Consider the following 23,046-nt stretch of genomic DNA (forward strand, 5'->3'; position numbering starts at 1 on the left):
GTGCGCACGTGCCGGCCCGGCGCGGCGCGGCGGCGGCCGGGGACGGCGGGACGGACCACCGGGTCCGAGGGGGCGACGGTGCCCGGCGGGGCGTCCGACCCCGACGGCGCGTCGGGGCCCGGGGGCACGCCCAGGTCCGCGTCCGGCGGCGTGCTCATGCGATCTCCTTCACGGCCTGGTGCCCGGCGGGGGCCGGGGTGGTGCGCAGCGCGCGGCGGTGGGCTCCCTCGCGGGCGAAGGAGGCCCCGACGCAGATCCAGAAGAAGAACGACCCGGTGCCGCTGACCACGTCGGAGGACGCCTGGAGGATCCCGTAGAAGACGATCACCGTGACGGCGAAGAGGGCCCCGGCGTCGTCGGGACGGCGGCGGGCGTTGCGCACGGCCGCCATCAGCGCGAGGAGCAGGACGGCGACGAAGAGGCCGAGGCGCAGGACGCCGCCCTCCTGCAGGAGGGAGAGGTAGCCGTTGTCGATGCCGATGGCCTTGCCGCCGGCCGTCAGGCTCTGGGCTGCGCCGGCGCTGCCGGGGCCCGTGCCGACGGGGTTCGCGGCGGCCTGCAGGAACTGGGGGAGCAGCTGCGCCCGGTCCAGCAGCGACTGGTCCTGGCCCAGCGAGGACAGCTGGTAGCGGCTGGCGGTCGTGCCGGTCGCCGAGAGCCCGAGGGAGCCGATGCCGACGACCATGGCCAGGGTCACCCCGACCGCGGCCAGCAGGGCCTGCACCCGGCCGACGGGCAGCAGCCCGAGCAGGGCGACGCCGAGCAGGAGGACGGGCAGCGCGAACAGGACGCTGCGGACGCTGGTCAGCACGAGGGCCAGGAGGACGACCACGAGCGTCACGGTGACGAAGAGGGACCGCGCCCCGCGCCCGGGCGCCCCGCGGCGGGCGAGCATCCAGCAGAGCAGCGCGAGCACGGCCTGCCCCAGGTACATGGCGAGGCTGAGGGGGGATTCCATCGTCCCCCACACGCGGAAGCCGCGGGCCACGGGCGAGCCGACGCTGTTCAGCGTCTCCTGCACGCTCGTCAGCCAGGCCATGTCCCAGGTGGGGGCGAGGAAGAACTGCGCGGTGGCGTAGGCCGCGAGCGGCAGCGCCAGGACGACGAGCGAGCGCAGGGCGATCCCCTCGCTGCCCGCAGCCCAGCCCCGGGCCACGAGGTAGCCGACGCCCGCGGGCACGGCGACGATGAGGAAGCCGGTGGCGCGGGTGGCGATCGACCCCGAGGAGGAGAGGCCGGCCGTGACGACGAGCCAGGCGAGGTAGACGGCGAGCCACCCGGAGCCGGGGGCCTCGCGGCCCTTGCCGCGCACCAGCACGAAGGCGGGCAGCGCCACGACCACGGCCAGCACGGCCAGCGGGTCGCTGGGCAGGTAGGCGTCCTCGCCCGCCGTCAGGCGGCGCAGCAGCGCCGTGAGCGGGAGGGCGACGACGGCCAGGGCGACCGCGGTCGTCGGCTTCGGGCGCAGCACCAGGACGACGCCGGCCACGAGGACGGGCACCAGCAGGCGCCACGGACCCATCGCGAGCCCCAGGACGAGCACGGGGACCACCGCGAGGGCTGCGAGCGGGACGAGCGCCGAGAGGGGAGGGGTCCGGCGGGCGGTGCTGCTGGCCATGGGCCGGTCTCCTCTCGCGTCGCTCGACGGGCGGTCGTGGCGGGTCGGTCCTCGCGGTGGCGGCCGGGGGACCCGGCTGCGGACGGTGCGCGGGCACCGGTGGGCCCCCTGCGCGGCTCGCCCGCCACCCGGCGCGGCCGGGGGGCCGCGGACAGGCCGTGGCGGGTCCGAGTGTAGAGGGGGTGGGGGCGCCGGGTCGGCCCCGCGCAGCTTCCGGTGACGCCCCCGCACGAGGGGTTCACCCGATCGCCACACGCCGCGGCCGGGTCACCACCCAGCGTCAGCGGGCCACCACGCGTCAGCTCGCGTCGGGCGTCGCCGTGGGCTCCGGGGTGGCGGTGCCGGACGTCGTCGCCGACGCCGACGGGGTGGTCGGGACCGGGGTCGACGTGGCGCCCGGGGCCTCGGCCAGCCGGACGAGCAGCACCTCGTCGGGAACCGTGACGGCCAGGGTCTGGACGGCGCCGGGACGCTCCACGGGCGTGGTGCCCGCGAACGTCGGCGCGTAGACGGTGGCGTTCATCGTCCGCGGCAGCTGCACCGTCACGTCCCGGGTGGTCTCGACGTCGCAGCACTCCTCGCCCGCCGGGTAGGAGATCGCGTTGGTCCACAGGGCCAGCCAGTAGCTGCCGTCGCGCTTCTGCAGCACGACGTGGCGGACGTCGTCGGCCCCGGAGACCGTGACGTCGAAGCGCGTGGGGTTCACGACCGCGCCGGGGTCGGCGAGCAGGTCGACCGTGCTGGCCACGGCCGCGAACGCCGGCTTGCGGGTCCCGTCGGGGCGCAGGAACAGGTCCCACTCGTCGGTGGAGAGGTTGTAGAGGTAGTCGCGCTCCACCCCGGCGCGGAAGTACTCGAAGTAGTGGCGCAGCGCGTACTTGGCGCTGGCCCGCTCCGAGACGCCGCCCTGGTTGGTGCAGCCGCTCGGGGTGAGGGTGTTGCAGTAGCCGCTCTCGGTGGACACGACGCCCTTGCCGTCGCACAGCTGCAGCGCCGACGGCATCCACTTCGACGTGAGCTCCGCGTCGGGCAGGTCACCGCCGGGGTAGCTGTGCATGGCGGCGACGTCGCAGCGCACCCCCGCGAGCTGCCCGGCGGCGTCGGGGTCGGCGACCGTGGGGCTCAGCACCGTCAGGGCACGCACCTTCGCCTGCACGTCCGCGTCGTCGTCGGTGAAACCCTTCACCGCGTCGAACATCTCGTCCTGGAAGGTGCGCACGCCCTCGGGCCACGGCTCGCCCTCGTACTCGAGCTCGTCGTTGATGTCCCACTCGTTCGGGCCCTCGACGCCCTCGGCCGCGTCGAGCACGGGCAGCACCCCGCGCGTGACCGTGTCGCGACCTGTGTAGCCCTCGCGGGGATCCATGACGAGCATCGTGGAGATCCCGTAGTTGTCGTGCAGCTCGTTCACGTGGCGGAAGAAGGCCGCCCCGCTGCCGCCCGTCCGGATGTGCCGGATGCCGAGGTCCCCGAGCGCCGGCGCGAGCAGGTCGTACTTCGACGCCTGCTGGTAGAGCTGCACCGCGACGCCCATGCTCTCGACGAGGGAGTCCGACGCCCGCACGTCACCGGGATCGGGGACGACGACCACCGGAACGGGTGCGTCCTTCCGGGTGACGGCGACCACGATCGTCACCGCGGCGACCACCACGAGGGCCACCAGGGCCGCCAGCAGAGCGCGCCGACGGCGTCGTCGTCGGGTGAGCAGAGCGGGCGAGGGGTGCGACACAGCGACTCCGGGAGACGTGGACGGCGGGGGCGCGACGGGCGGGACCGCTGCGCGGCCACCCGGGTGCCCGAACGCCGACACGCTGCACGCGCGTGCGGGGTTCGGATACCTTCGGAGTGTAGGCGTCGTCCGGGGCGCCTGGTACGTCCGACGAGGTGAGGTTCCCAGTGGCGGCAGTTCCCGAGGTCTGCATCGGAATCCCGGTCTACAACGGTGAGAAGTACGTCCGCGCGACGATCGAGTCCGCGCTGGCGCAGGACTTCGGCGACCTCGAGGTGGTCATCTCCGACAACGCCTCGACCGACGGGACGGCGGAGATCTGCCGGGAGTTCGCGGACCGTGATGAGCGGGTGCGCTACGTGCACCACGACGAGCACGTGGGGGTGGCCGACAGCTTCTCCCGCACGTTCTCCCTCAGCCGCAGCCCCTACTTCAAGTGGGCCGCCGCGGACGACGTCAGCCACCCCGCGTTCGTGCGCAAGGCCCTCGCGGTGCTCGAGGAGCACCCCGGCGCGGTGTGCTGCTACAGCGAGGCCGCCGTCGTCGACGGTGACGGCAACCGGGTGCGCGACGACGACTTCATGCTCGACCTGTCGGTGCCGAGCCCGGGGCTGCGCTTCGCCCGCGTCGTCCTCGCGCCGATCAAGCGCCACGCCGGTCACGAGCAGTACGGGCTGCTGCGCTCCGACGCCGTGCGCCGGGCGGGGGCCATGAGCAACCACGTCTACGGCGACCGCGTGCTGCTGGTCCGCCTCGCGCTGCAGGGCCCGATGCTGCGGATCCCCGAGGTGCTGTTCTTCAACCGCGACCACGACGGGCGCAGCCAGCGCAACGGCGCCCGGCCCACCCGGCCCGGCTCCGAGATCAGCCGCTACATCGGCGTCGGCCCGTGGCCGCCGTCGGAGTTCTGGAACCCGGCGCGCAAGGGCCGGATCGTGTTCCCCGACTTCGACCTCGCGGGCCAGTACGTGAAGGCCGCCGTGGAGGCGGACCTGCCGGCCGCCGAGCGCGCGCGGGCCCTGGCCTCGGTCGCGGCGATGGTGGGCGTGCGGGCCCCGAAGTACGGGCGCGACGTCGTCATCGCGGCCGAGCAGGCGGGGCGCCTGCTGGCCCGGGGGCGCCTGCCCTGGCACGGCGGTCTCGACCAGCTCGGCTGAGGCGCCGGCGGCGTCTCGCCGCCCCGGAAGTGCTGCGACGCAGGACGTGCCGGTCACCCCGCGGGGTGACCGGCACGTCCTGCGTCGTGAGGGGGGTCAGTCGTTGAGCGTGGCGTTCGCCCAGTCGGCGTGGTCGAAGGCGTTGCCGTCGCCGGCGTCGGAGACGACGAGGCGGATCTGCTTGCGGCCCTTGACGTCGACGGACACCTGGCGGGCACCGCTGGCGCGGGTCACGACGCCGGAGTCGTAGACCTTCGTGCCGTCGGCGTGGACCTGGAAGACCACGCTGCCGCCGGTGCCGACCTCGTCGTCCAGCCCGACCGTCGCCGCGAAGGTCTTCGCGCCGTCGTTGGCGAACGTGACGTCGGAGCCGGCGTGCACGCCGAGGCCCGTGGTGAACGTCGCGCCGGAGACGGACAGGGTGCGCCCGTCGCCGGCCGCCGCCTCACCGTTGCTGCGGTTCAGCTCCACCGGGCCCCAGGCGTTGGCCACGGTCGTCAGCGGCAGCGTGGAGACGCGGCGGGCGGCGCGGGGCACCGTGGGGGCGGGCTGCAGGACGGGGGCGGTCGCGGAGGAGACCTTCGCGTCGGCCCAGTCGGCGTGGTCGAACTGGTTGCCGTTGCCGCCGTCGGTGACGACGAGGCGGACGTCCTTCTTGCCCTTGATGTCGACGGAGACCGGACGGGTGCCGGTGGCGCGGGTGACGAGGCCGGAGTCGTAGGCCTTGGTCCCGTCGGTGAACACCTGGAACACGACGCTGCCGCCGGTCCCCACCTCGTCGTCGACGCCGACGGTCGACGTGAACGTCGTGGCGCCCGAGTTCGTGAAGCGGATGTCGGAACCGGCGTGGACGCCGATGCCGGTGGCGAAGGTCTTCCCGGAGATGCTCAGCGCCCGGCCGTCGCCGGCGGCGCCCTCACCGTTGCTGCGGTTCAGCTCCAGCGGGCCCCAGGCGTTCGCGACCTGCTGCAGGGGCAGGGCGGAGACGGGCGTGGTGGTGCCCGTGACGGGCGTGGCCGGCGGCGTCGTGGGCGGGGTGACCGGCGGGGTCACCGGCGGCGTGACCGGCGGGGTCACGGGCGGGACGACGGGGGCGCTGCCGCTGCCGGAGAGCTCGACCAGCGTGACGCCCTCGGTGGAGGCGAACTGCACCGAGGTGGTGTCCGTGGCGGTGGCGACGGCGGCCTTGCTGCGCACCGGGTTGTAGACGCGGGCCGTCTTGACGGCCGAGCCGAGCTTCAGCGTGACGGGGACGTCGGCCGGGTTCAGGACCTGGCTGCCGTTCCACGTGCGGTCCTGCTGCCACACGGCGAGCCAGAAGGTGCCGTCGCGCTTCTGCAGCAGCAGCGTGCGGGTGTTCGCGTTCTGGCCCTGCAGCTCGTAGTTCAGCGAGGACGGCGTGAACGCGCTGCCCCGGTCGTTCAGGAGGCCGATCATGTTGGAGATCGCCGTGAACGACGGCTTGGCGCTGCCGTCGTTGCGCAGCAGGCCGAACTTCGACTCGAACTGGTTGTCGTTGTACTGGTCGAACAGCTCGTAGGAGAAGCTGCGCACGATGCCGCGGCGGAAGTGGTCGAGGTAGAGCTTCGGCAGCGCCTCGGCGACCTGCGCCTCGGGCATGGTCTGGTACGGCGCGCCGACGTTGCCGGTGGAGAAACCGGTCTCGGTGGCCATGACGCGCTTGCCCGGGGCGGTGATCGCGTTGTTCGCCAGCACCGTGTTGATGATGCCGTCGTTCATGTGGAACTGGTTGCCCGGGTAGTCGTGGGTGTTGCCGTAGTCGACGTAGGCGGAGATGTTGCCCAGCGCCTGGTACTTCGACGCGGCGTTCGTGTCGGCGAGGGCGCCGGCGAGGATCGGGATGTCCTTGGTGGCGGCGTCGCCGCGGTAGGCCTGCGCGACCTTGATCGTCCAGTCGCGGGCGTCGGCGGCCCAGTTGCCGCCCTTGACGTCCCACTCGTTGAGGCCCTCGACCGCGTCGATCGAGTTCGGCAGCTGCGTCTTGACCATGTCCTTGAGGGCCGCGGGCGTCGCGTTCTGACGCGGGTCCTGGACCATGGTGATGCCGATGCCCAGAGGGTGCAGCTGCTTCTCCACGAAGGTGCTGGCGTAGGCGGAACCCGTGCCCCAGCCGTCGCGCAGGTGGCGGATGCCGGACTCCTGCAGGCGCTGCTGGACGAGCGGGTAGTTCGTGTACGGGGTTCCCGTGTACGTGAGGTGGGTGGCCACACCGATCGAGTCCACGAAGGAGTCGGCTGCCTGCGCACGCTGCGTCGTCAACGCTTCAGCCGAGGCGGAGGGAGCTGTCACGGCGGCGGAGGAGAGCGCCGCGACGACCGCGAGAGGGAGCTGGGCTGCGAGCAGTTTGCGGGACAGTCGGAGCTTCATCGAGGAGGTCCTTGCGTCGAGTGCGGGGGACACTCAAGGTTTCGTCGCTCCTCCGGGGGCCCTTGACCCCGTTACCCGTGATCCTTCGACAGTTGCTCCGAACAGGTCGTCCCGTCACCCGGACGGCGCACACCACGGTCAAGGTGGTGCCCGCGCCCGCCGAAGCCAGGAGGTGGTTCAGCCGCCGACGGCGGCGTAGACGGCCGCGAAGCGCGGTCCGAGGGCCTCCGGTCGGTACTGTGCGGCGGTCGCCACGGCCGCCTCACCGAGGCGTGCGCGCAGGCCCGGATCGGCCGCGACGGCGGCCAGCAGCCGCGCCAGCGCCTCGACGTCTCCGACGGGGTAGAGCAGCCCGTCGTGGTCGTGGGTGACGATCTCGGCGGGTCCGCCGGCGTCGGCCGCGAGGACGGTCAGGCCGGCGGCCATGCCCTCGACCACCACTTGGCCGAAGGGCTCGGGGACGGTCGAGGCGTGCACGAGCACGTCCGAGGCCGCCAGGACGCCCTCGACGTCGTCGCTGAAGCCGCGCAGCTCGACCTGGCCGGTGAGGCCGAGGTCCTCGACCTGGCGGCGCACCTGCTCGGCGTAGTCGTCCTCGCCGAACAGGGCCGAGCCCAGGACGACGGCGCGGTGCGGGGTGCCGGCCAGGGCGCGGGCGAAGGCCGCCAGGAAGACGTGCTGACCCTTCCACGGCGCGAGCCGCCCGACCATGACGAAGCGCACGGGCCCCACGTCCGTCCGGTCCTGCGGCGCGTGCTTCGGCAGGTACGGGTCGGGGACCACGACCGCGGGCCGGCGTGCGGGCAGCTGCAGCGTCGTCGCGGTCGCCTGGGAGTTGGCCAGCACCACGGTGGGGAGCCGGCGGGCGAGCTGGCGCACGACGGCGGCCGTGCGGGCGGGCATGTAGTCGTCCGCGATGCGGTCGCGGGCGTGCCACACCACGGGGACGCCCGCGAGCCGCGCGGCGAGGCTGCCGTACACGGCGGACTTCAGCGAGTTGGTGTGCACGGCGTCGGGGCGCAGCGTCCGCAGCCGGCGCGCGAGCCGCAGCGTGTACGTGGCCGTCGCGACGAGACCGGCCAGCGGGACGCGGGAGGCCTCGGTGCGGCTGGTGTTGCGGACGTCGCCCGACAGGGGCAGCACCTCGACGGTGGCGCCCGCCGCCAGCAGCAGCGGCACGAGCGGCCCGTCCTCGCCGAGGACGACGTGGCGGCGCACCCCGGGCAGGGCCTCGAGGGTGCGCACGAGGGCGATCTCGCCGCCGGACAGCAGCGCGCAGTGGTCCAGGTAGACGACGCGCGCACCGCCGGGGCGCGCGGCGCCCCGGGGGCCGCCGCGCCGCAGGCGCCTCAGGAGAGCGCCCCGCCGTCGACGACCTCGGCGACGAGCTCGTGCAGGCTGCGGCCGAACTGCGCCGAGGAGAACCGCTCGCCGTGCGCGCGCACGGCGTCGGCGTCGAAGGCGGCCGGGTCGAAGCCCGCCAGCGCCCCGGCGAGCGCAGCGGCGTCCTCGGTGTCGATGAAGACGGTGGCGACGCCCTCGAGACCGCTGTCGAGGTACCCGCCGGCCCGCAGGACGACGCTGGGCTTGCCGAAGGCGAAGCCCTCGACGGGGGACAGGCCGAAGTCCTCGTGGCTCATGGCCACGACCGCGCTGCAGGAGGCGTACAGCCAGCGCAGCTGGGCGTCGCTGATGCCGGAGACGCCGGTCAGCCGGTCGCTCCACGTCCGGGAGCCGGGCAGCCCGCCGACGGCGACGAGGCGGGCGCCGGGCGTGCGCTCGACGGCCTCGCACACCAGCTGGGTGTTCTTGTAGCCGCGGCGGCGGCCCACGGTGAGGAAGAAGCCGGGCTCCAGCCCGGGCACGGGCTCCACGGGGCCGGCCGGGTCGAGACCCGCCGGCGGGTGGATGACGCGCGCTGTGACGCCGTAGGCGGCCTCGATGCGGCGGGCCACGGAGGTGGAGTTCGCGACGTAGGTGTGCGCGGTGCGGGCCGCGCGGCGGTCCCACGTGCGCAGCGGAGCCAGGGCGCGGCCGACGGCGCGGCGGGCTACGGGCGGCAGCATGGAGAAGTAGTCGTCCGGCTGGTAGAGCCAGCGCGCCGGGTTGTGGCAGTAGACGATCTTCGGGCCGTGCGAGCGCAGGCCGTGGGCCCAGCCCGAGGAGCTGGCCAGCAGCACGCCCGCGGGCACGGGCATCCGGTTCATCACGAGGGCGAGGAGGCCGAAGGCGCGCCGCGGGTCGTGGCGGAAGGGCGCGACGCGGTTGAGCACGCTGGCGCGCACGTCGCGGTCGGCGAACTCGGGGAACGTCGTGTCGCGGTCGTAGACGCTCGTGATGAGCGGGGCGTCGGGGAAGTGCCGCGCGAGCTCGAGGGCGACGCGCTCACCCCCGCCGCGCTGCGTGAGGTAGTCGTGCGCGAGGACGACCCCGACGCGGGTGCGGGGCGCCGACGGCGCGGCGTCGGCCGCGAGCTCGGTCGGAGCGTTGGCGAAGATCGTCACAGGGTTCCCCCCCTGATCGTCACGGAGCGGCTGCTGGGGCTCGCGTGCACGTGGTGCCGCCGGGCGCGGTGCGCGCGGCCGGTGGCGGTGCCGGACGGCGTGGCAGTCGTGGTGGTGGTCGGCGTGGCGGTGGTGGACGGCGCGGTGGGCGTCCTGCGGCTGCGGATGAGCTCTCTCCCTGTCCTCGCCACCCCCCGGGGACGAGTGACAGGGGCCCAGGATGACCCACCGTGACACGACAGTCCAGCCGCCCGGCCGCCGATCGGGCGACATTGCGCTGCGTAGCAACGTGAACACAGAACCGTGTGCGGATCCGGCCTTCCCCCTAGGGCCGGAACCCGTCACACCGAGTCACTGATCCACTGCGAGCGATCGGGCCCGACGTGCGTGAGGCCGGTCGACAGCTCGCGTCGACCGGCCTCACGGCGCTGCCCGGGGCAGCGGTGACGTCAGTGCTGGCGCGCGCCCTTGCGACGGCCGGCGACGACCATCGCGGCGCCGCCGAGCACGAGGACGGTGCCCGCGGCGGCCCAGGGGGCGACGTCGGCACCGGTGTAGGCGAGCTCGTCGCCGCTGGCGCCCACGGCGCCCGGCGTCGCGCTCGAGCTGCCGCCGCCACCCGTGGTCGGGCTGACGGCGGGAGTGACGACGTCCGAGACGGTCGGCGTCGGGGTGGCGGGCGCGTAGTCGGTGCTGGCCGAGGCAGCCGCGGCACCACCGGCGAGGCCGGCGATCGCGAGCGCGCCGGCGGCAGCGAGGCGCACGGTGTTCTTCGAGGTGCTCACAGCGGGTCCCCCCCAGTCGAGAATTCGCACCGGAGTGATCCGGAGCGAGGCCAGGATGACGGAACGTGACCCGCGCGTCCAGCGGATCGCTGCCATCCGGGTGATGGGTCGACGCAGCGTGACGAACGTTGGACGCTCAGCTCACCCTCACGGGGTGCACGCCCCCGTCGTGACGACGGGCGCCGCGGCGGTGGCCGGCCCGGTGACCGCGCGCGGCAGGGCGCCGGCCTCCCCGCGCAGGTTCCAGCGCACCACGACGTCCCGGGCGGGAGGGACGACGACGGTCAGCCGCACGAGCCGCCACCCGCGCTCGGCGTCCACGGCCGTGCCCACGGGGGCGCCGTCGACGGTGACCCCGTCGACCCCCACCCACGGCGGGATCCACAGCGACACGATCTCCCGGGCCGTGCGCTCGCCCAGGGGCGTGTCGGCCAGCGCGTTGCGCATGTAGGCGGGGATGTCCTCGGGCACGTCGCTGCGCAGCGTCAGCTGCAGCGCGGACGCGGCGGTGCCCGTCCCGGTGCCGCACGGCGGGTCGACCTCGACCGCGGGCTGCACGAAGTAGTCCAGCTTCGACGGGGCGACGTTGGTCAGCGCGAGGTGCGCCGAGCGGGTCGTGGCCGGGTCGCCGAGCACCCCGGCGAGGCCGGCCCCCACCAGGGCCCGCTGCGCGGCGGCGTCGGCGCTCCAGACGCTCAGGTGGCCGCTGGCCACGGCGTCGCGGCCGCCCTGCAGGGCCGTCGTCGACAGCCCGTCGGCCAGGACCGCCTGGAAGGCCGCCGCCGAGGTGGCGGTGAGGAACAGCTTGCGGGCGTCCTGGTCGCCGTCGAAGCGCACGTAGGCCTGGCGCATCAGGACGTCGGGGAGCTCGGCCGTGGGCACCTGCCCGAGGACGCCGAGGTCCAGCGGCGCGTGGTCCGGGCCGAGCAGCGCCGCCAGGCCCACCGGGTCCACGAAGACGACGGCGTCCGGCCGGGCGCGTCCGGCGTCGGCGAAGAGGTCGGCGGTGAGCCGGCCCGCGTCGTCGGCCTGGGCGCCGACCGTGACGTTCTGGATGATCCCGGCGTCGTCGTCGGGCCCGCCGTCGCCGTAGAGCGCGGTGTACTCCGGGCCCAGGACGCCGGGGTCCGCCCGGGCTCCGTAGAGGTCCTGGTCCGATCCCGTCTCGACGAGCTGGATGCGCCCCGCGTCCAGGCGCACCACCGCGTAGGCGCCGACGATCCCCTGCACGGGCCGGATCTCCGCGGGGTTGGTGAAGGCCACGAGGTACGTCCGCGGCCCCTGCGCGCCGAGCATCGCCGGCAGCTGCGGGGCGACGTCGGCGGCGGTCGCGAGCGGCCCGGCCACGGAGTCGAGCTGCGCGGAGATCGGCGCGAGCCGCCGCTGCAGGACGCCCAGGACGCGCGGTCGAGCGGCGTCGGCCAGCTCGGCGCGCGCCGTCGGCAGCCGCCGCGCGTACTCCGTGACGACGGGGACGAGCTGCTGCACGGCGGCGACGTCGATCGTCTGGTCGGCCGAGACGAGGCCGTCGCCCAGCGCGTCGTCGGCTGCGGCCAGGGCGCCGGGCAGGGGAGCGGTGAGCACCGCCGCGGCCGCGGACGCCCCGCCGACGGCGCGCAGCTGGTCCCCGACCCACGGCACGTGCTCGGCGGCGCGCCACGGCCACTGGCCCGTCGAGCGGGCCGCCGTCGCGGAGTCCTCGGCGATGCGCCGCGCGCCCGGGCCGGCCTCGGCGAAGCGCTCGGCGCGCAGGTCGGCCTCCAGGGCGGGTGCGGCGTGCGAGACGCGCAGCAGGGCCTGCCCGGCCTGCACCCCGCTCACCGCGACGGCGACGACCCACGCGAGCAGGAGCAGCAGGAGCACGAGGAGGACGACCCGGACCGGGTGCCGGCGGCCCCGCGGGCGACCGGCGCCCCCGGGCGCGGTCGGCGGGGCGGGCTCGTCTGCGGTGTCGGGCACCGGGCCGATGATAGGGATCACGGCTGGCGACAGGGGTCGCGGCCGCGCCGGGGACGGCGCCGAGCCGGGGCGCCCGGGGTCCGCCCCCTCGCCGCGGGGTCCGCCTCTCGCCGCGGGTCCGTGTCGCGGGGGCGACGTAGGCTGGACGCAGTCCCCAGCACCCCCTCGCACGACCCCTCCGGAGCACCCTTGAGCCTCACCGGCCTGCTCGACGTCCTGCGCACCGAACCCGCCGTCCGCGCCGCCGTGGCGGCCGCGCGCGAGGGCGGTTCGAACGCGCTCGACGTCGTCGCACCGCTCGGCGTGCGGCCCGCGCTGCTCGCCGCCTTCGCGGCCGAGCGCCCCCTGCTCGTGGTGACGGCGACCGGCCGGGAGTGCGAGGACCTCGCCACCTGGCTGCGCTGCTACCTTCCCGCGGCGTCCGTGGCCGAGTTCCCGGCCTGGGAGACGCTGCCGCACGAGCGGCTGTCCCCCCGCAGCGACACCGTCGCGCAGCGCCTGTCGGTGCTGCGGCGCCTGGCCCACCCGGCGCAGGACGACCCGGAGGCCGGCGAGGTGCGTGTCGTCGTGGCCCCCGTCCGCGCCGTCCTGCAGCCGCTGGTCAAGGGCCTCGCCGACCTGGAGCCCGTCCGGCTGCGCCCGGGCGACGAGGTCGGCCTCGACGCCACTGTCGCGGCGCTCGCGGCCGCGGCCTACGTGCGCGTCGACATGGTGGAGCGCCGCGGCGAGTTCGCCGTGCGCGGCGGGATCCTCGACGTCTTCCCGCCCACCCGCCCGCACCCGCTGCGCGTGGAGTTCTTCGGCGACGAGGTCGACGAGGTCCGCTCCTTCTCCGTCGCCGACCAGCGGACCATGGAGAAGGAGCCCGACGGCGTGTGGGCGCCGCCGTGCCGCGAGCTCCTGCTGACCCCCGACGTGCGCGAGCGCGCGGCCGCGCTCATCGGCGGGCACCCCGAGGCCGCCGACGTCCTCACCAAGATCGCCGAGGGCATCGCGGTCGAGGGCATGGAGTCGCTCGCCCCCGCCCTCGTCGACGGCATGGAGCCGCTGCTCGACGTGCTGCCCGCGGGCACCCACGTCGTGCTCGCCGAACCCGAGAAGGTCCGCGCCCGCGCCCACGACCTCGTCGCCACCGGCGCCGAGTTCCTCGACGCGGCGTGGATGAACGCCGCCGTCGGCGGGCAGGCGCCCGTCGACCTGGGCGCGTCCTCGTTCTGGACGCTCGCCGAGGTGCGCGCCCACGCCGAGAGCACGGGCCGCCCGTGGTGGTCGGTGACCTCGCTGACCAGCGACGACGACCTCCGCGACCTCGAGGACACCCGCGTCCTGCGCGTGAAGGCCCGCGACGTCGTGTCCTACCGCGGGGAGACCGAGAAGGCGCTCGCGGACCTGCGCGACCTCACCGCCGCGGGCTGGCGGATCGTCCTGACCACCGAGGGCCACGGCCCCGCGAAGCGGCTCGTCGAGATGCTCTCGGGCGAGGACGTGCCCGCGCGCCTGACCGACGACCTCGTCGAGGGCCCCGTGCCCTCGGTCGTGCAGGTCACCACCGCCACCGTCGAGCACGGGTTCGTCCACGAGGGCCTGCAGCTCGCGCTGGTCACCGAGGCAGACCTCACGGGCGTCGGCGGCCAGTCGACCAAGGACATGCGCAAGATGGCCCCGCGCCGGCGCCGCAACGCCGTCGACCCGCTGTCGCTGCGCCCCGGCGACTTCGTCGTGCACGAGCAGCACGGCGTCGGGAAGTTCGTGGAGATGGTGCAGCGCACCATCCAGGGCGCGACGCGGGAGTACCTCGTCCTGGAGTACGCGGCCAGCAAGCGCGGCCAGCCGGGGGACCGGCTCTTCGTGCCGACCGACACCCTCGACCAGGTCACCCGGTACACGGGCGGCGAGGCGCCGCAGCTGTCGAAGATGGGCGGCTCGGACTGGTCGAAGACCAAGAGCCGCGCCCGCAAGGCCGTCAAGGAGATCGCGGGCGAGCTCATCCGCCTGTACTCGGCGCGGATGGCGACGAAGGGTCACCAGTTCGGCCCCGACACCCCGTGGCAGCGCGAGCTCGAGGACGCCTTCCCCTACGTCGAGACGCCGGACCAGCTGTCCAGCATCGACGAGGTCAAGGCGGACATGGAGAAGCCCATGCCGATGGACCGCCTCGTCTGCGGCGACGTCGGCTACGGCAAGACGGAGATCGCCCTGCGCGCGGCGTTCAAGGCCGTGCAGGACGGCAAGCAGGTCGCCGTGCTCGTGCCGACGACGCTGCTGGTGCAGCAGCACTACAAGACGTTCGCGGAGCGGTTCGCGGCCTTCCCCGTGACCGTGCGGCCGCTGTCGCGGTTCATCTCCGCGGCCGACTCCAAGGCCGCGATGGCCGGGCTCGTCGACGGTTCCGTCGACGTCGTCATCGGCACGCACCGCCTGCTGTCCAACGAGGTGCAGTTCAAGGACCTCGGTCTGGTGGTGGTCGACGAGGAGCAGCGCTTCGGCGTCGAGCACAAGGAGGCGCTGAAGAAGATGCGCACCAACGTGGACGTGCTGGCCATGAGCGCGACGCCGATCCCGCGGACGCTGGAGATGGCCGTCACGGGCATCCGCGAGATGTCGACGCTGGCCACGCCGCCGGAGGAGCGCCACCCCGTGCTCACCTACGTCGGCGGGCAGGAGGAGAAGCAGATCGCGGCCGCGATCCGCCGCGAGCTCCTGCGCGAGGGCCAGGTGTTCTACGTCCACAACCGGGTGCAGTCCATCGAGCGCACCGCGGCGCGGCTGAAGGAGCTCGTCCCCGAGGCGCGCATCGCCACGGCGCACGGGCAGATGGGCGAGCACCGCCTCGAGCAGGTCGTCCTCGACTTCTGGGAGAAGCGGTTCGACGTCCTCGTCTGCACGACGATCGTCGAGACGGGCCTGGACATCTCCAACGCCAACACCCTCATCGTCGAGCGCGCCGACGCCATGGGCCTCTCGCAGCTGCACCAGCTGCGCGGGCGCGTGGGCCGCGGCCGGGAGCGGGCCTACGCCTACTTCCTGTTCCCGCCGGAGAAGCCGCTGACGGAGACCGCGCACGACCGGCTCGCGACGATCGCCCAGCACACCGACCTCGGTTCCGGCATGGCCGTGGCCATGAAGGACCTCGAGATCCGCGGCGCGGGGAACCTGCTGGGCGGCGAGCAGTCCGGGCACATCGCGGGGGTCGGCTTCGACCTCTACATGCGGATGGTCGCCGACGCCGTGGCCGACGCCCGCAGCCACGTCCCGGGTGCGGAGAACGACGACGCGGAACCCGAGACGACCGAGGTGAAGATCGAGCTGCCGGTGGACGCGCACCTGCCGCACGACTACATCCCCTCCGAGCGCCTGCGCCTGGAGGCCTACCGCCGCCTGGCCGCGGTGGACGGCGAGGAGGACCTCACGGAATTGCGTGCGGAACTTGTCGACCGCTACGGCGAGCCCCCGCAGCCCGTGCTGAACCTCCTCGAGGTCGCGCGGTTCCGGGTGCAGGCCCGCCGCGGCGGGCTGCGGGAGATCTCGCTGCAGGGCAAGCAGGTCCGGGTCGCCCCCATCGACCTCCCCGAGTCGCGGGAGCTCCGGCTCAAGCGCCTCTACCCCGGCACGATCCTCAAGCCGAACCTGTCGACGGCGCTGATCCCCGCCCCGATGACGGCGCGCATCGGCGGGCAGCCGCTGCGCGACGCGGAGATCCTCGCGTGGGCGCACGAGTTCGTCGCCGCGATCCTGCTGGAGCAGAAGGCGTCCGTCGCGGCGGGCGCTCGGTGACGGAACCCTCGACGGGAGGGGTTCCGGGAGCGCAGGTCCCGGGAGCGCAGGTTCCTGGAGCGGACGTCTCAGGAGCGCAGGTCCCGGCGGGCGGGGCGCCCGCGGGGTCCCGGCTGCTCGAGCTCGTCGCGGTCATGGACCGGCTGCGCTCGCCGGGCGGCTGCCCGTGGGACGCGCAGCAGACGCACGCGTCGCTGCTGCGCTACCTCGTGGAGGAGACGTACGAGGTCGTCGAGGCGGTGGAGGACGGCGACCGCGACGAGCTGCGCGACGAGCTGGGCGACCTGCTGCTGCAGGTCGTGTTCCACGCCCGCGTCGCGGCCGAGGCACCCGGGGGTTTCGACATCGACGACGTGGCCGGCGCGATCGTCGCCAAGCTCGTGCGCCGCCACCCCCACGTGTTCGCCGGGGAGGCGCCCGCCGAGGACCTGCAGCGCGGCTGGGACGCCATCAAGGCCACCGAGAAGCACCGCGAGAGCGTCCTCGACGGGATCCCGGCGGCGCTGCCCGCGCTGGCCCGCGCCGACAAGGTGCTGGGCCGCGTGCAGCGCGCGGACCTCGACCCCGGCGACGCGCCCGCACCGGCGGACGACCCGGCCGCGGCGTTCGGTGCGGAGCTGCTCGCCGTCGTGCGGCGCGCGCACGCCGCGGGCGTCGACCCCGAGGCCGCGCTGCGCGTGGCGACCCGCGGCCTGGAGACGGCCGCCCGGGCGGCCGAGCGCGCCCGCCCCTCCGCCTGACCCTCGTCCCCGCGGTGATCATGCAGGTATTCCCTGCATGATCACCGCGGGGGAGCGGGCGGGGGATCCCGTACTCTCCGCTGACGTGACCGACGACCACGTCCTCGCCATCGACATCGGCGGCACCAAGATCGCCGCGGGCCTCGTGTCCGAGACGGGCGAGGTGCGCCTCGAGCGCGAGGTGCCGACCGACGCGAGCAGCGCCGCGGCCGTGGGCGCCGCCCTCGACGGGCTCGTGGCGGCCGTGCTGGGCGAGGCCCGGGCGGCGGGCGTCGCGGTGGTCGACACCGTGGGCATCGGCTCCGCCGGCCCCGTCGACACGACCACGGGCATCGTCCACCCCGTCAACATCGTCTCGCTGCGGGGCTACCCGCTGGTCGCCTCGGTCGCGGCCGCCGCGACGGCGGCGCTGGGCCGCCCCGCCCGCGCCGTGCTCGCCCAGGACGGGCAGTGCTTCGCCGCGGCCGAGCAGTGGGTCGGGGCCGCGGCCGGGTCGCCGTCGATGATGGGCGTCGTGGTGTCCACGGGCATCGGCGGCGGCGTCGTCCTCGACGGGCGGATCCTCGCGGGCAAGACCGGCAACGCCGGGTTCATCAGCCACGTCGGCGTCGTGCTCGACGGCGAGGAGCTGAAGGGCTCGGGGGCCAGGGGTGTCGTCGAGGCGTACGCCAGCGGGCCGTCGATGGTCGCCGAGGCCCGCCGGCGCGGCTGGCGCACGGGCGAGGCGGGCGTCGACGCGCGCGCGCTCACCGCGGACGCGGCCGCGGGGGACGTCACCGCGGTGGCCGTCATCGCCGACGGGACACGGGCCCTGGCGTCCTCGTTCCTCTCCGCCGCAGCGCTCTTCGACCTCAGCGACATCGTCGTGGGCGGGGGCGTCGCCTCCGCCGGGGCCGTGCTCATGGACCCGCTGCGCGCCGCGTACGCCGAGCTCGCGGTCTACCCGCACCTGGCCGACGTGCGGATCGTCCGCTCGACGCTGCCGCGCCTGTCCGGGCTCATCGGCGCCGGCCGCCTGGGCTGGCAGCACCTCGGGGGAGCCTGAGCGCAGCGGTCGGCGATAGGGTCGCGGCGCAGTCAGACAGGCACCACCACCCCGACCTGAGGAGTGCGCGTTGGCCACCATCGAGGCCGTCGGAGCCCGCGAGATCCTGGATTCCCGCGGCAACCCCACCGTCGAGGTCGAGGTCCTCCTCGACGACGGGACCTTCGCGCGGGCGGCCGTGCCGTCGGGCGCGTCCACCGGCGCCCACGAGGCCGTCGAGCGCCGTGACGGCGACAAGGGCCGCTACGGGGGCAAGGGCGTCGAGCAGGCCGTCGAGGCCGTCATCGAGGAGATCGGCCCGGCCCTCGTCGGTCACGACGCCCACGAGCAGCGCCTCGTCGACCAGGCGATGATCGACCTGGACGGCACCGCCAACAAGGGCCGCCTGGGCGCCAACGCGATCCTCGGCGTCTCCCTCGCGGTCGCCAAGTCCGCGGCCTCGGCCGCCGACCTGCCGCTGTTCCGCTACCTCGGTGGCCCGAACGCGCACCTGCTGCCCGTGCCGATGATGAACATCATCAACGGCGGCTCGCACGCCGACACGGGCGTCGCGATCCAGGAGTTCATGATCGCCCCGATCGGCGCCGCCTCGTTCCGCGAGGCGCTGCGCTGGGGTGCGGAGACCTACCACTCGCTGAAGTCGGTGCTGAAGGCCCGCGGCCTGGCCACGGGCCTGGGCGACGAGGGCGGCTTCGCCCCCGACCTGCCCAGCAACAAGGACGCCCTGGACCTCATCGGCGAGGCGATCGAGAAGGCCGGGTTCACCCTCGGCACCGACATCGCGCTCGCCCTCGACGTCGCGGCCACCGAGTTCCACGCCGAGGCCGGCTACAGCTTCGAGGGTTCGAACCGCTCCGCGGAGTGGATGACCGGCTACTACGAGGGGCTCCTCGCCGAGTACCCGCTGGTCTCGATCGAGGACCCGCTGTCCGAGGACGACTGGGCCGGCTGGGTGCACCTCACGAGCGCCATCGGCGACCGCGTCCAGGTCGTCGGCGACGACCTCTTCGTCACCAACCCCGAGCGCCTGCAGCAGGGCATCGACACCTCGGCCGGCAACGCGCTGCTGGTGAAGGTCAACCAGATCGGCTCGCTCACCGAGACCCTCGACGCGGTGGAGCTGGCGCACCGCAACGGGTTCCGCACGATGATGAGCCACCGCTCGGGCGAGACCGAGGACACGACGATCGCTGACCTCGCGGTCGCGGTGGGTTCCGGCCAGATCAAGACCGGTGCCCCGGCGCGCTCGGAGCGCGTCGCGAAGTTCAACCAGCTGCTGCGCATCGAGGAGGAGCTGGACGACGCCGGTCGCTACGCCGGCGCCTCCGCGTTCCCCCGGGCCGCCGGGCGCGCCTGACGCGCAGGCGTTCGGCACTGGGAGAACCTGGACCCATGGCGACGCGACGTCCGACCGCACCCCGCACCCCCCGCCGTGGCGCGGGGGGAGCGGGGCGCGGGCCGGAACCCCGTCCGGCGCGGCCCGCGGCCCGCCCGGCGGGGGCGCGCTCCTCCCGGCCGGCCTCGAGCCGGCCCTCGCCCGCGGCCCGCGGGCGCAGCACCGCCTCGCTGTCGGCGGCCGAGCGCCGCCGCACGCGCGGCCCCCGGGCCCTGGTGCTCGTCGCGCTCGTCGTGGTGCTGGCCGTGTTCCTCCTGCCCAGCCTGCAGAAGTGGCTGGAGCAGCGCTCCGAGATCGGCCGCCTCGACGCCCGGATCGCGCAGCAGCAGAGCGACCTCGCGGCCGCCCGCGCCGAGCAGCAGCGCTGGGCCGACCCCGACCACGTCCGCACCCAGGCGCGCGCCCGGCTCGGCTACGTGCTGCCGGGGGAGAAGGCCTACGTCGTCGACGGCGGCTCCGACGCCGACCAGCTCGCCCCCGCCCAGGCGGCGGCGAGCCTGCCGCAGTCCTCGGCCGCCTGGTACGCCGACGTCTGGGACTCCCTGCGCCTGGCCGGGCTGCCCGACCCCACCGCCGCCACGGCGAAGCCCGTGCCGGCCCCCTCGACCCAGGACGGCCCGTGATCGACCAGCACCCCCCGCCGCCGCTCGGCAGCGGCACCCTCAGCGGCGTCCCTGTCAGCACGAGCAGCAGCGAGGCGGCCTCGGCGGCCGACCTGGCCGCGGTCGCCGAGCTGCTCGGCCGGGTGCCGCGCGGCGTCGTCGGCATCGCGCACCGCTGCCCCTGCGGGCGCCCGGACGTCGTGGAGACGGCACCCCGGCTGCCCGACGGGACCCCCTTCCCGACGACGTACTACCTCGTCGACCCCTTCGCGGCCTCCGCCATCAGCACGCTGGAGGCCTCGGGCCTCATGCGCCGCATGCAGGACCGGCTCGCGACCGACCTCGAGCTCGCCGCCGCCTACGCCGCCGCCCACGAGGACTACCTCGCGCGCCGCGCCCGGCTCGGCAGCGTCGAGGAGATCGAGGGCATCTCGGCGGGGGGCATGCCCACGCGCGTGAAGTGCCTGCACGCCCTCGCCGGGCACGCGCTGGCCGCGGGCCCGGGGGTGCAGCCGTTCGGGGACGAGGCGCTGGAGCTGCTCGCGGCCGACGGCGGCTGGCCCGCCACCTGCCCGCACGGCGAGCTCGCCGGCGTGCCCCCGCTGACCGACCCGCCGGCCTGAGCCGGGCGTGAGCACCGTCCGGGTCGCCGCCGTCGACTGCGGCACCAACTCCCTGCGCCTGCTCGTGGCCGACGTCGACGTCGCGGCCGGGACCCTGACCGACGTCGAGCGCACCATGGCGGTCGTGCGCCTCGGGCAGGGCGTCGACGCCACGGGCGCCTTCGCCCCCGAGGCGCTGGAGCGCACCTTCGCGGCCGTCGACGAGGCCGCGGCCGCCTGCCGCCGCCACGGCGTGGGCCCCGCGGCGGTCCGCTTCGTCGCGACGTCCGCCTCCCGCGACGTCTCCAACCGCGACGTCTTCGTCGAGGGGGTCCGCGCCCGCCTCGGCGTGGCCCCGGAGGTCGTGACGGGCGAGGAGGAGGCCGCGCTGTCCTTCGCGGGCGCCACGCGGGAGCTGCTCGGCGTTCGCCCGGGGCCGTTCCTCGTCGTCGACCTGGGCGGCGGCTCCACCGAGCTGGTCCTCGGCGAGGCGGAGCTCGAGGCCTCCCGGTCCGTCGACGTCGGGTCGGTCCGGATGACCGAGCGGCACCTGCACGACGACCCCCCGACCGCCGCCCAGGTGGCCGCGGCGCGCGCCGACGTCGACGCGGTGCTCGACGGGCTCGTCGCGGCCGGCGACGTCCCGCTCGGGCGGACCCGCACGCTCGTGGGGGTCGCCGGCTCGGTCACGACCGTCACGGCGGTCGCGCTGGGGCTGGCCGCCTACGAGCCCGGCTCGGTGCACGGGGCGGTGCTGAGCGTGGACGACGCCCGCGCGGCCTGCGACCGGCTCCTGGCCATGACGCGCGCCGAGCGGGCCGCGCTGCCGGTCGTGCACCCGGGCCGCGTCGACGTCATCGGGGCCGGGGCGCTGGTGTGGCGGGCGGTCCTCGACCGCGTCGCGGCCCTCTCCGGGGTCGCGGAGGTCGTCACGAGCGAGCACGACATCCTCGACGGCATCGTCTTCTCGGCCGCCGCGCGCGGCTGAGGCGTCCCCGGCGTCAGCCCCGCCCGTCGCCCGTCGTGGGCAGCAGCGCCCGCAGCTCGTCGGAGAGGCCGCCGCGCCGCCGCGCCGGGCACGTGCGGAACCAGGCGCCGAGCACGACCGAGTGCAGCTCCCCGGGGTCGACGGTCCGCAGCCGCACCGAGACCCACCCGAAGCGGCCCACGTGCGAGGCGATGCCGTAGCTGGCCGGGTCGCCGTCGATGAGCTCGGCCTGCTCCTGCCGGTCGGCCTTCACCGAGGCGGTGGGGTCGTCGTCCTCGTCGCGCAGGATGACGAAGATCTTCTCTCGCACGCGGAACGTCGCGTTGCCCCACGTCTCGCGCTCCTCGACGTCGGGCAGCTCCAGGGCCCAGCTCCGCAGCTGACCGGGGGTGACCACCCGCCGATCCAAGCGCTTCCTGTGACGAAGCGCACCCCTCGCCGCGGCGCCGCGCGCGGGCCCGGGGGCCGCGCGCTGGCAGGCTGGACGCTCACAGCGCGGCACCGAGACCCGGGGGAAGCACCCATGAGCACGGTCAGCACGACGACGTCCCGCCGCATCGAGGCGCCCGCCGAGCGGATCGTCGCGGCGCTCGCGGACTACCGCGGCACGCGCCCGCGCCTGCTGCCCGGGCACTTTACCGACTACAAGGTGGTCGAGGGCGGCTCCGGTGCGGGCACGGTCGTGCACTGGCGCCTGCACGCCACCCGCAAGCGGGTCCGGGACGTCCTCGCCGACGTCTCCGCCACCGACGCGCACGGGTTCGCGGAGGTCGACCGCAACTCCTCGCTGCGCACCACCTGGCGCGTGGAGGCCGACGGCCCCGAGGCGAGCGAGGTGCTCGTGACCAACGAGTGGACGGGCGCCACGGGCGTCGGCGGCTTCTTCGAGCGGACCTTCGCGCCGCGCGGCCTCGACCGCATCTACGGCGAGCTGCTGGACAACCTCGCGGCGGACGTCGCGCGCTGAGGACCCCCTGACGGGCGCCGGCCGGACCGGTGTCCGCCGTCGGCTCCCGCTACCGCGCCAAGCGCGGTACTGTGCCGTCGGCAGGTGCCGGAGGGGAGCACCTGCCGACGGAGGGGGAGCCGTGGAACCGACGCAGCTGCTCAAGGGGGTCCTGGACCTCGCGGTCCTGGCCGTCGTGGCGCGGGAGGACGGCTACGGCTACGACGTCGTGCGCCGGCTGCGGGCCGGGGGCCTGGCCGAGGTGGGGGACGCCTCGGTCTACGGCACGCTGCGCCGCCTCTACGCGGCCGGTGCGCTGACGTCGTACGTGGTGCCCTCCGAGGAGGGCCCCCACCGCAAGTACTACGGGATCAACGCGCAGGGCGAGCAGGTCCTCGCGCAGCAGCGCGCGAGCTGGCGCGGCTTCGCCGACAGCGTGGACCGGCTGCTGGGCCCCGCGCCGGCCGGCTCGCCCGGAACCACCGGCTCGTCCGGAACGACCAGCGTCCCGCTCGACGACGAGGAGACCCGATGAGCGTGCCGACCGGCCTGCGGTCCGTGAGCCAGTACGTCGACGCGGTCCGCTCGGCCCTGGACGACCTCCCCGCCGAGGTGGTCGACGACCTCGTCGGCGGCCTCGAGGCGGACCTGGCGGAGTCGGTCGCGGAGTCCGGAGCAGGGTCCGGAGCAGGGTCCGGAGCGGGGGCCGGTGCGGCCTCGGGCGACGACGTCCGGGCGCGCTGCGGCCCGCCGGTGGTCTACGCGGCCGAGCTGCGCGCCGCGGCGGGGCTCCCGCCGCGCGGGCGCCGGCGG

General features: G+C 75.1%; 18 protein-coding genes and 1 pseudogene. 11 read left to right on the top strand and 8 right to left on the bottom strand.

Annotation, left to right across the window (positions count from 1 at the left end; genetic code table 11):
- Nucleotides 1–154: 154 nt before the first annotated feature.
- Nucleotides 155–1,618 carry a hypothetical protein gene (locus F1544_RS20155; protein WP_167587998.1) on the bottom strand — a complete coding sequence of 488 codons (1,464 nt, stop codon included), beginning with the start codon at nucleotides 1,616–1,618 and terminating at the stop codon, nucleotides 155–157.
- Between the two features lie 298 nt (nucleotides 1,619–1,916).
- A complete protein-coding gene (locus tag F1544_RS20160; protein ID WP_167587999.1) occupies nucleotides 1,917–3,347 on the bottom strand; it encodes a hypothetical protein in 1,431 nt (476 codons plus the stop codon).
- A 155-nt stretch (nucleotides 3,348–3,502) separates the two neighbouring features.
- On the opposite strand from F1544_RS20160, the gene F1544_RS20165 reads away from it, so the two are divergent.
- Nucleotides 3,503–4,504 (top strand): glycosyltransferase family 2 protein, encoded by a 1,002-nt coding sequence (locus F1544_RS20165; protein ID WP_167588000.1) that lies wholly within the window; start codon nucleotides 3,503–3,505, stop codon nucleotides 4,502–4,504.
- Nucleotides 4,505–4,600: 96 nt separating this feature from the next.
- Here the strand turns inward: F1544_RS20165 and F1544_RS20170 are convergent, their stop codons facing one another.
- The 5 genes from F1544_RS20170 to F1544_RS26585 form a co-directional block, all read right to left on the bottom strand.
- The gene (locus tag F1544_RS20170; protein WP_167588001.1) at nucleotides 4,601–6,892 is read right to left on the bottom strand and encodes an NPCBM/NEW2 domain-containing protein; all 2,292 of its coding nucleotides are present in this window, start codon (nucleotides 6,890–6,892) and stop codon (nucleotides 4,601–4,603) included.
- A 177-nt stretch (nucleotides 6,893–7,069) separates the two neighbouring features.
- A complete protein-coding gene (locus F1544_RS20175) occupies nucleotides 7,070–8,137 on the bottom strand; it encodes a glycosyltransferase (protein ID WP_167588002.1) in 1,068 nt (355 codons plus the stop codon).
- A 104-nt stretch (nucleotides 8,138–8,241) separates the two neighbouring features.
- Nucleotides 8,242–9,396: a glycosyltransferase gene (locus F1544_RS25940; protein ID WP_208972278.1), complete on the bottom strand. Its 1,155-nt coding sequence runs from the start codon at nucleotides 9,394–9,396 to the stop codon at nucleotides 8,242–8,244.
- A gap of 449 nt (nucleotides 9,397–9,845) precedes the next feature.
- Complete coding sequence (locus F1544_RS20185) at nucleotides 9,846–10,181, bottom strand: LAVTG motif-containing sortase-dependent surface protein (RefSeq protein ID WP_167588004.1); 336 nt, start codon at nucleotides 10,179–10,181, stop codon at nucleotides 9,846–9,848.
- 147 nt (nucleotides 10,182–10,328) lie between these two features.
- On the bottom strand, nucleotides 10,329–12,140 hold the full coding sequence (locus F1544_RS26585; protein ID WP_167588005.1) for a DUF4012 domain-containing protein: 1,812 nt from the start codon (nucleotides 12,138–12,140) through the stop codon (nucleotides 10,329–10,331).
- Nucleotides 12,141–12,329: 189 nt separating this feature from the next.
- Between F1544_RS26585 and mfd the strand changes: the two genes are divergently transcribed.
- The 7 genes from mfd (at nucleotide 12,330) to F1544_RS20225 (ending at nucleotide 21,287) form a co-directional block, all read left to right on the top strand.
- Nucleotides 12,330–15,914 (top strand): transcription-repair coupling factor, encoded by a 3,585-nt coding sequence (gene mfd / locus F1544_RS20195; protein ID WP_167588006.1) that lies wholly within the window; start codon nucleotides 12,330–12,332, stop codon nucleotides 15,912–15,914.
- Complete coding sequence (locus F1544_RS20200; protein ID WP_308470218.1) at nucleotides 15,911–16,654, top strand: nucleoside triphosphate pyrophosphohydrolase; 744 nt, start codon at nucleotides 15,911–15,913, stop codon at nucleotides 16,652–16,654. Before mfd ends, F1544_RS20200 begins: the two co-directional genes overlap by 4 nt.
- 85 nt (nucleotides 16,655–16,739) lie before the next feature.
- The gene (locus tag F1544_RS20205) at nucleotides 16,740–17,699 is read left to right on the top strand and encodes an ROK family protein (protein ID WP_208972279.1); all 960 of its coding nucleotides are present in this window, start codon (nucleotides 16,740–16,742) and stop codon (nucleotides 17,697–17,699) included.
- Between the two features lie 70 nt (nucleotides 17,700–17,769).
- Nucleotides 17,770–19,056, top strand: coding sequence for a phosphopyruvate hydratase (gene eno, locus F1544_RS20210; protein WP_167588008.1), 1,287 nt, complete (start codon nucleotides 17,770–17,772; stop codon nucleotides 19,054–19,056).
- Nucleotides 19,057–19,091: 35 nt separating this feature from the next.
- Entirely contained in the window at nucleotides 19,092–19,718 is a 627-nt protein-coding gene (locus F1544_RS20215) for an FtsB family cell division protein (RefSeq protein WP_167588009.1), read from the top strand.
- Between the two features lie 92 nt (nucleotides 19,719–19,810).
- Entirely contained in the window at nucleotides 19,811–20,320 is a 510-nt protein-coding gene (locus F1544_RS20220) for a DUF501 domain-containing protein (RefSeq protein WP_208972281.1), read from the top strand.
- 7 nt (nucleotides 20,321–20,327) lie between these two features.
- Nucleotides 20,328–21,287 (top strand): Ppx/GppA phosphatase family protein, encoded by a 960-nt coding sequence (locus F1544_RS20225; RefSeq protein WP_167588010.1) that lies wholly within the window; start codon nucleotides 20,328–20,330, stop codon nucleotides 21,285–21,287.
- Nucleotides 21,288–21,300: 13 nt separating this feature from the next.
- Here F1544_RS20225 and F1544_RS20230 read toward each other — a convergent pair whose 3' ends face one another.
- Nucleotides 21,301–21,684, bottom strand: a complete 384-nt coding sequence (locus tag F1544_RS20230; RefSeq protein ID WP_167588011.1) for an MmcQ/YjbR family DNA-binding protein — start codon at nucleotides 21,682–21,684, stop codon at nucleotides 21,301–21,303.
- A 126-nt stretch (nucleotides 21,685–21,810) separates the two neighbouring features.
- Here F1544_RS20230 and F1544_RS20235 point away from each other — a divergent pair, with 126 nt between their 5' ends.
- From F1544_RS20235 to F1544_RS20245, 3 genes and pseudogenes are all read left to right on the top strand, one after another.
- Nucleotides 21,811–22,254: an SRPBCC family protein gene (locus F1544_RS20235; RefSeq protein WP_167588012.1), complete on the top strand. Its 444-nt coding sequence runs from the start codon at nucleotides 21,811–21,813 to the stop codon at nucleotides 22,252–22,254.
- Between the two features lie 121 nt (nucleotides 22,255–22,375).
- Nucleotides 22,376–22,687 (top strand): annotated as a pseudogene (locus F1544_RS20240) (PadR family transcriptional regulator); the annotation flags it as partial.
- 77 nt (nucleotides 22,688–22,764) lie between these two features.
- Nucleotides 22,765–23,046, top strand: a 282-nt coding sequence (locus F1544_RS20245; protein WP_244309322.1) for an HAAS signaling domain-containing protein, incomplete at its 3' end; no start/stop codon positions are given.

Source organism: Kineococcus rubinsiae (assembly GCF_011839805.1).
GTDB classification, from domain to species: Bacteria; Actinomycetota; Actinomycetes; order Actinomycetales; family Kineococcaceae; genus Kineococcus; species Kineococcus rubinsiae.

Coding starts and splice junctions, on each gene's coding strand:
- F1544_RS20155 (WP_167587998.1), bottom strand. CDS start 1,618: ATGGCCAGCAGCACCGCCCGCCGGACCCCTCCCCTCTCGGCGCTCGTC.
- F1544_RS20170 (WP_167588001.1), bottom strand. CDS start 6,892: ATGAAGCTCCGACTGTCCCGCAAACTGCTCGCAGCCCAGCTCCCTCTC.
- F1544_RS20215 (WP_167588009.1), top strand. CDS start 19,092: ATGGCGACGCGACGTCCGACCGCACCCCGCACCCCCCGCCGTGGCGCG.
- F1544_RS20235 (WP_167588012.1), top strand. CDS start 21,811: ATGAGCACGGTCAGCACGACGACGTCCCGCCGCATCGAGGCGCCCGCC.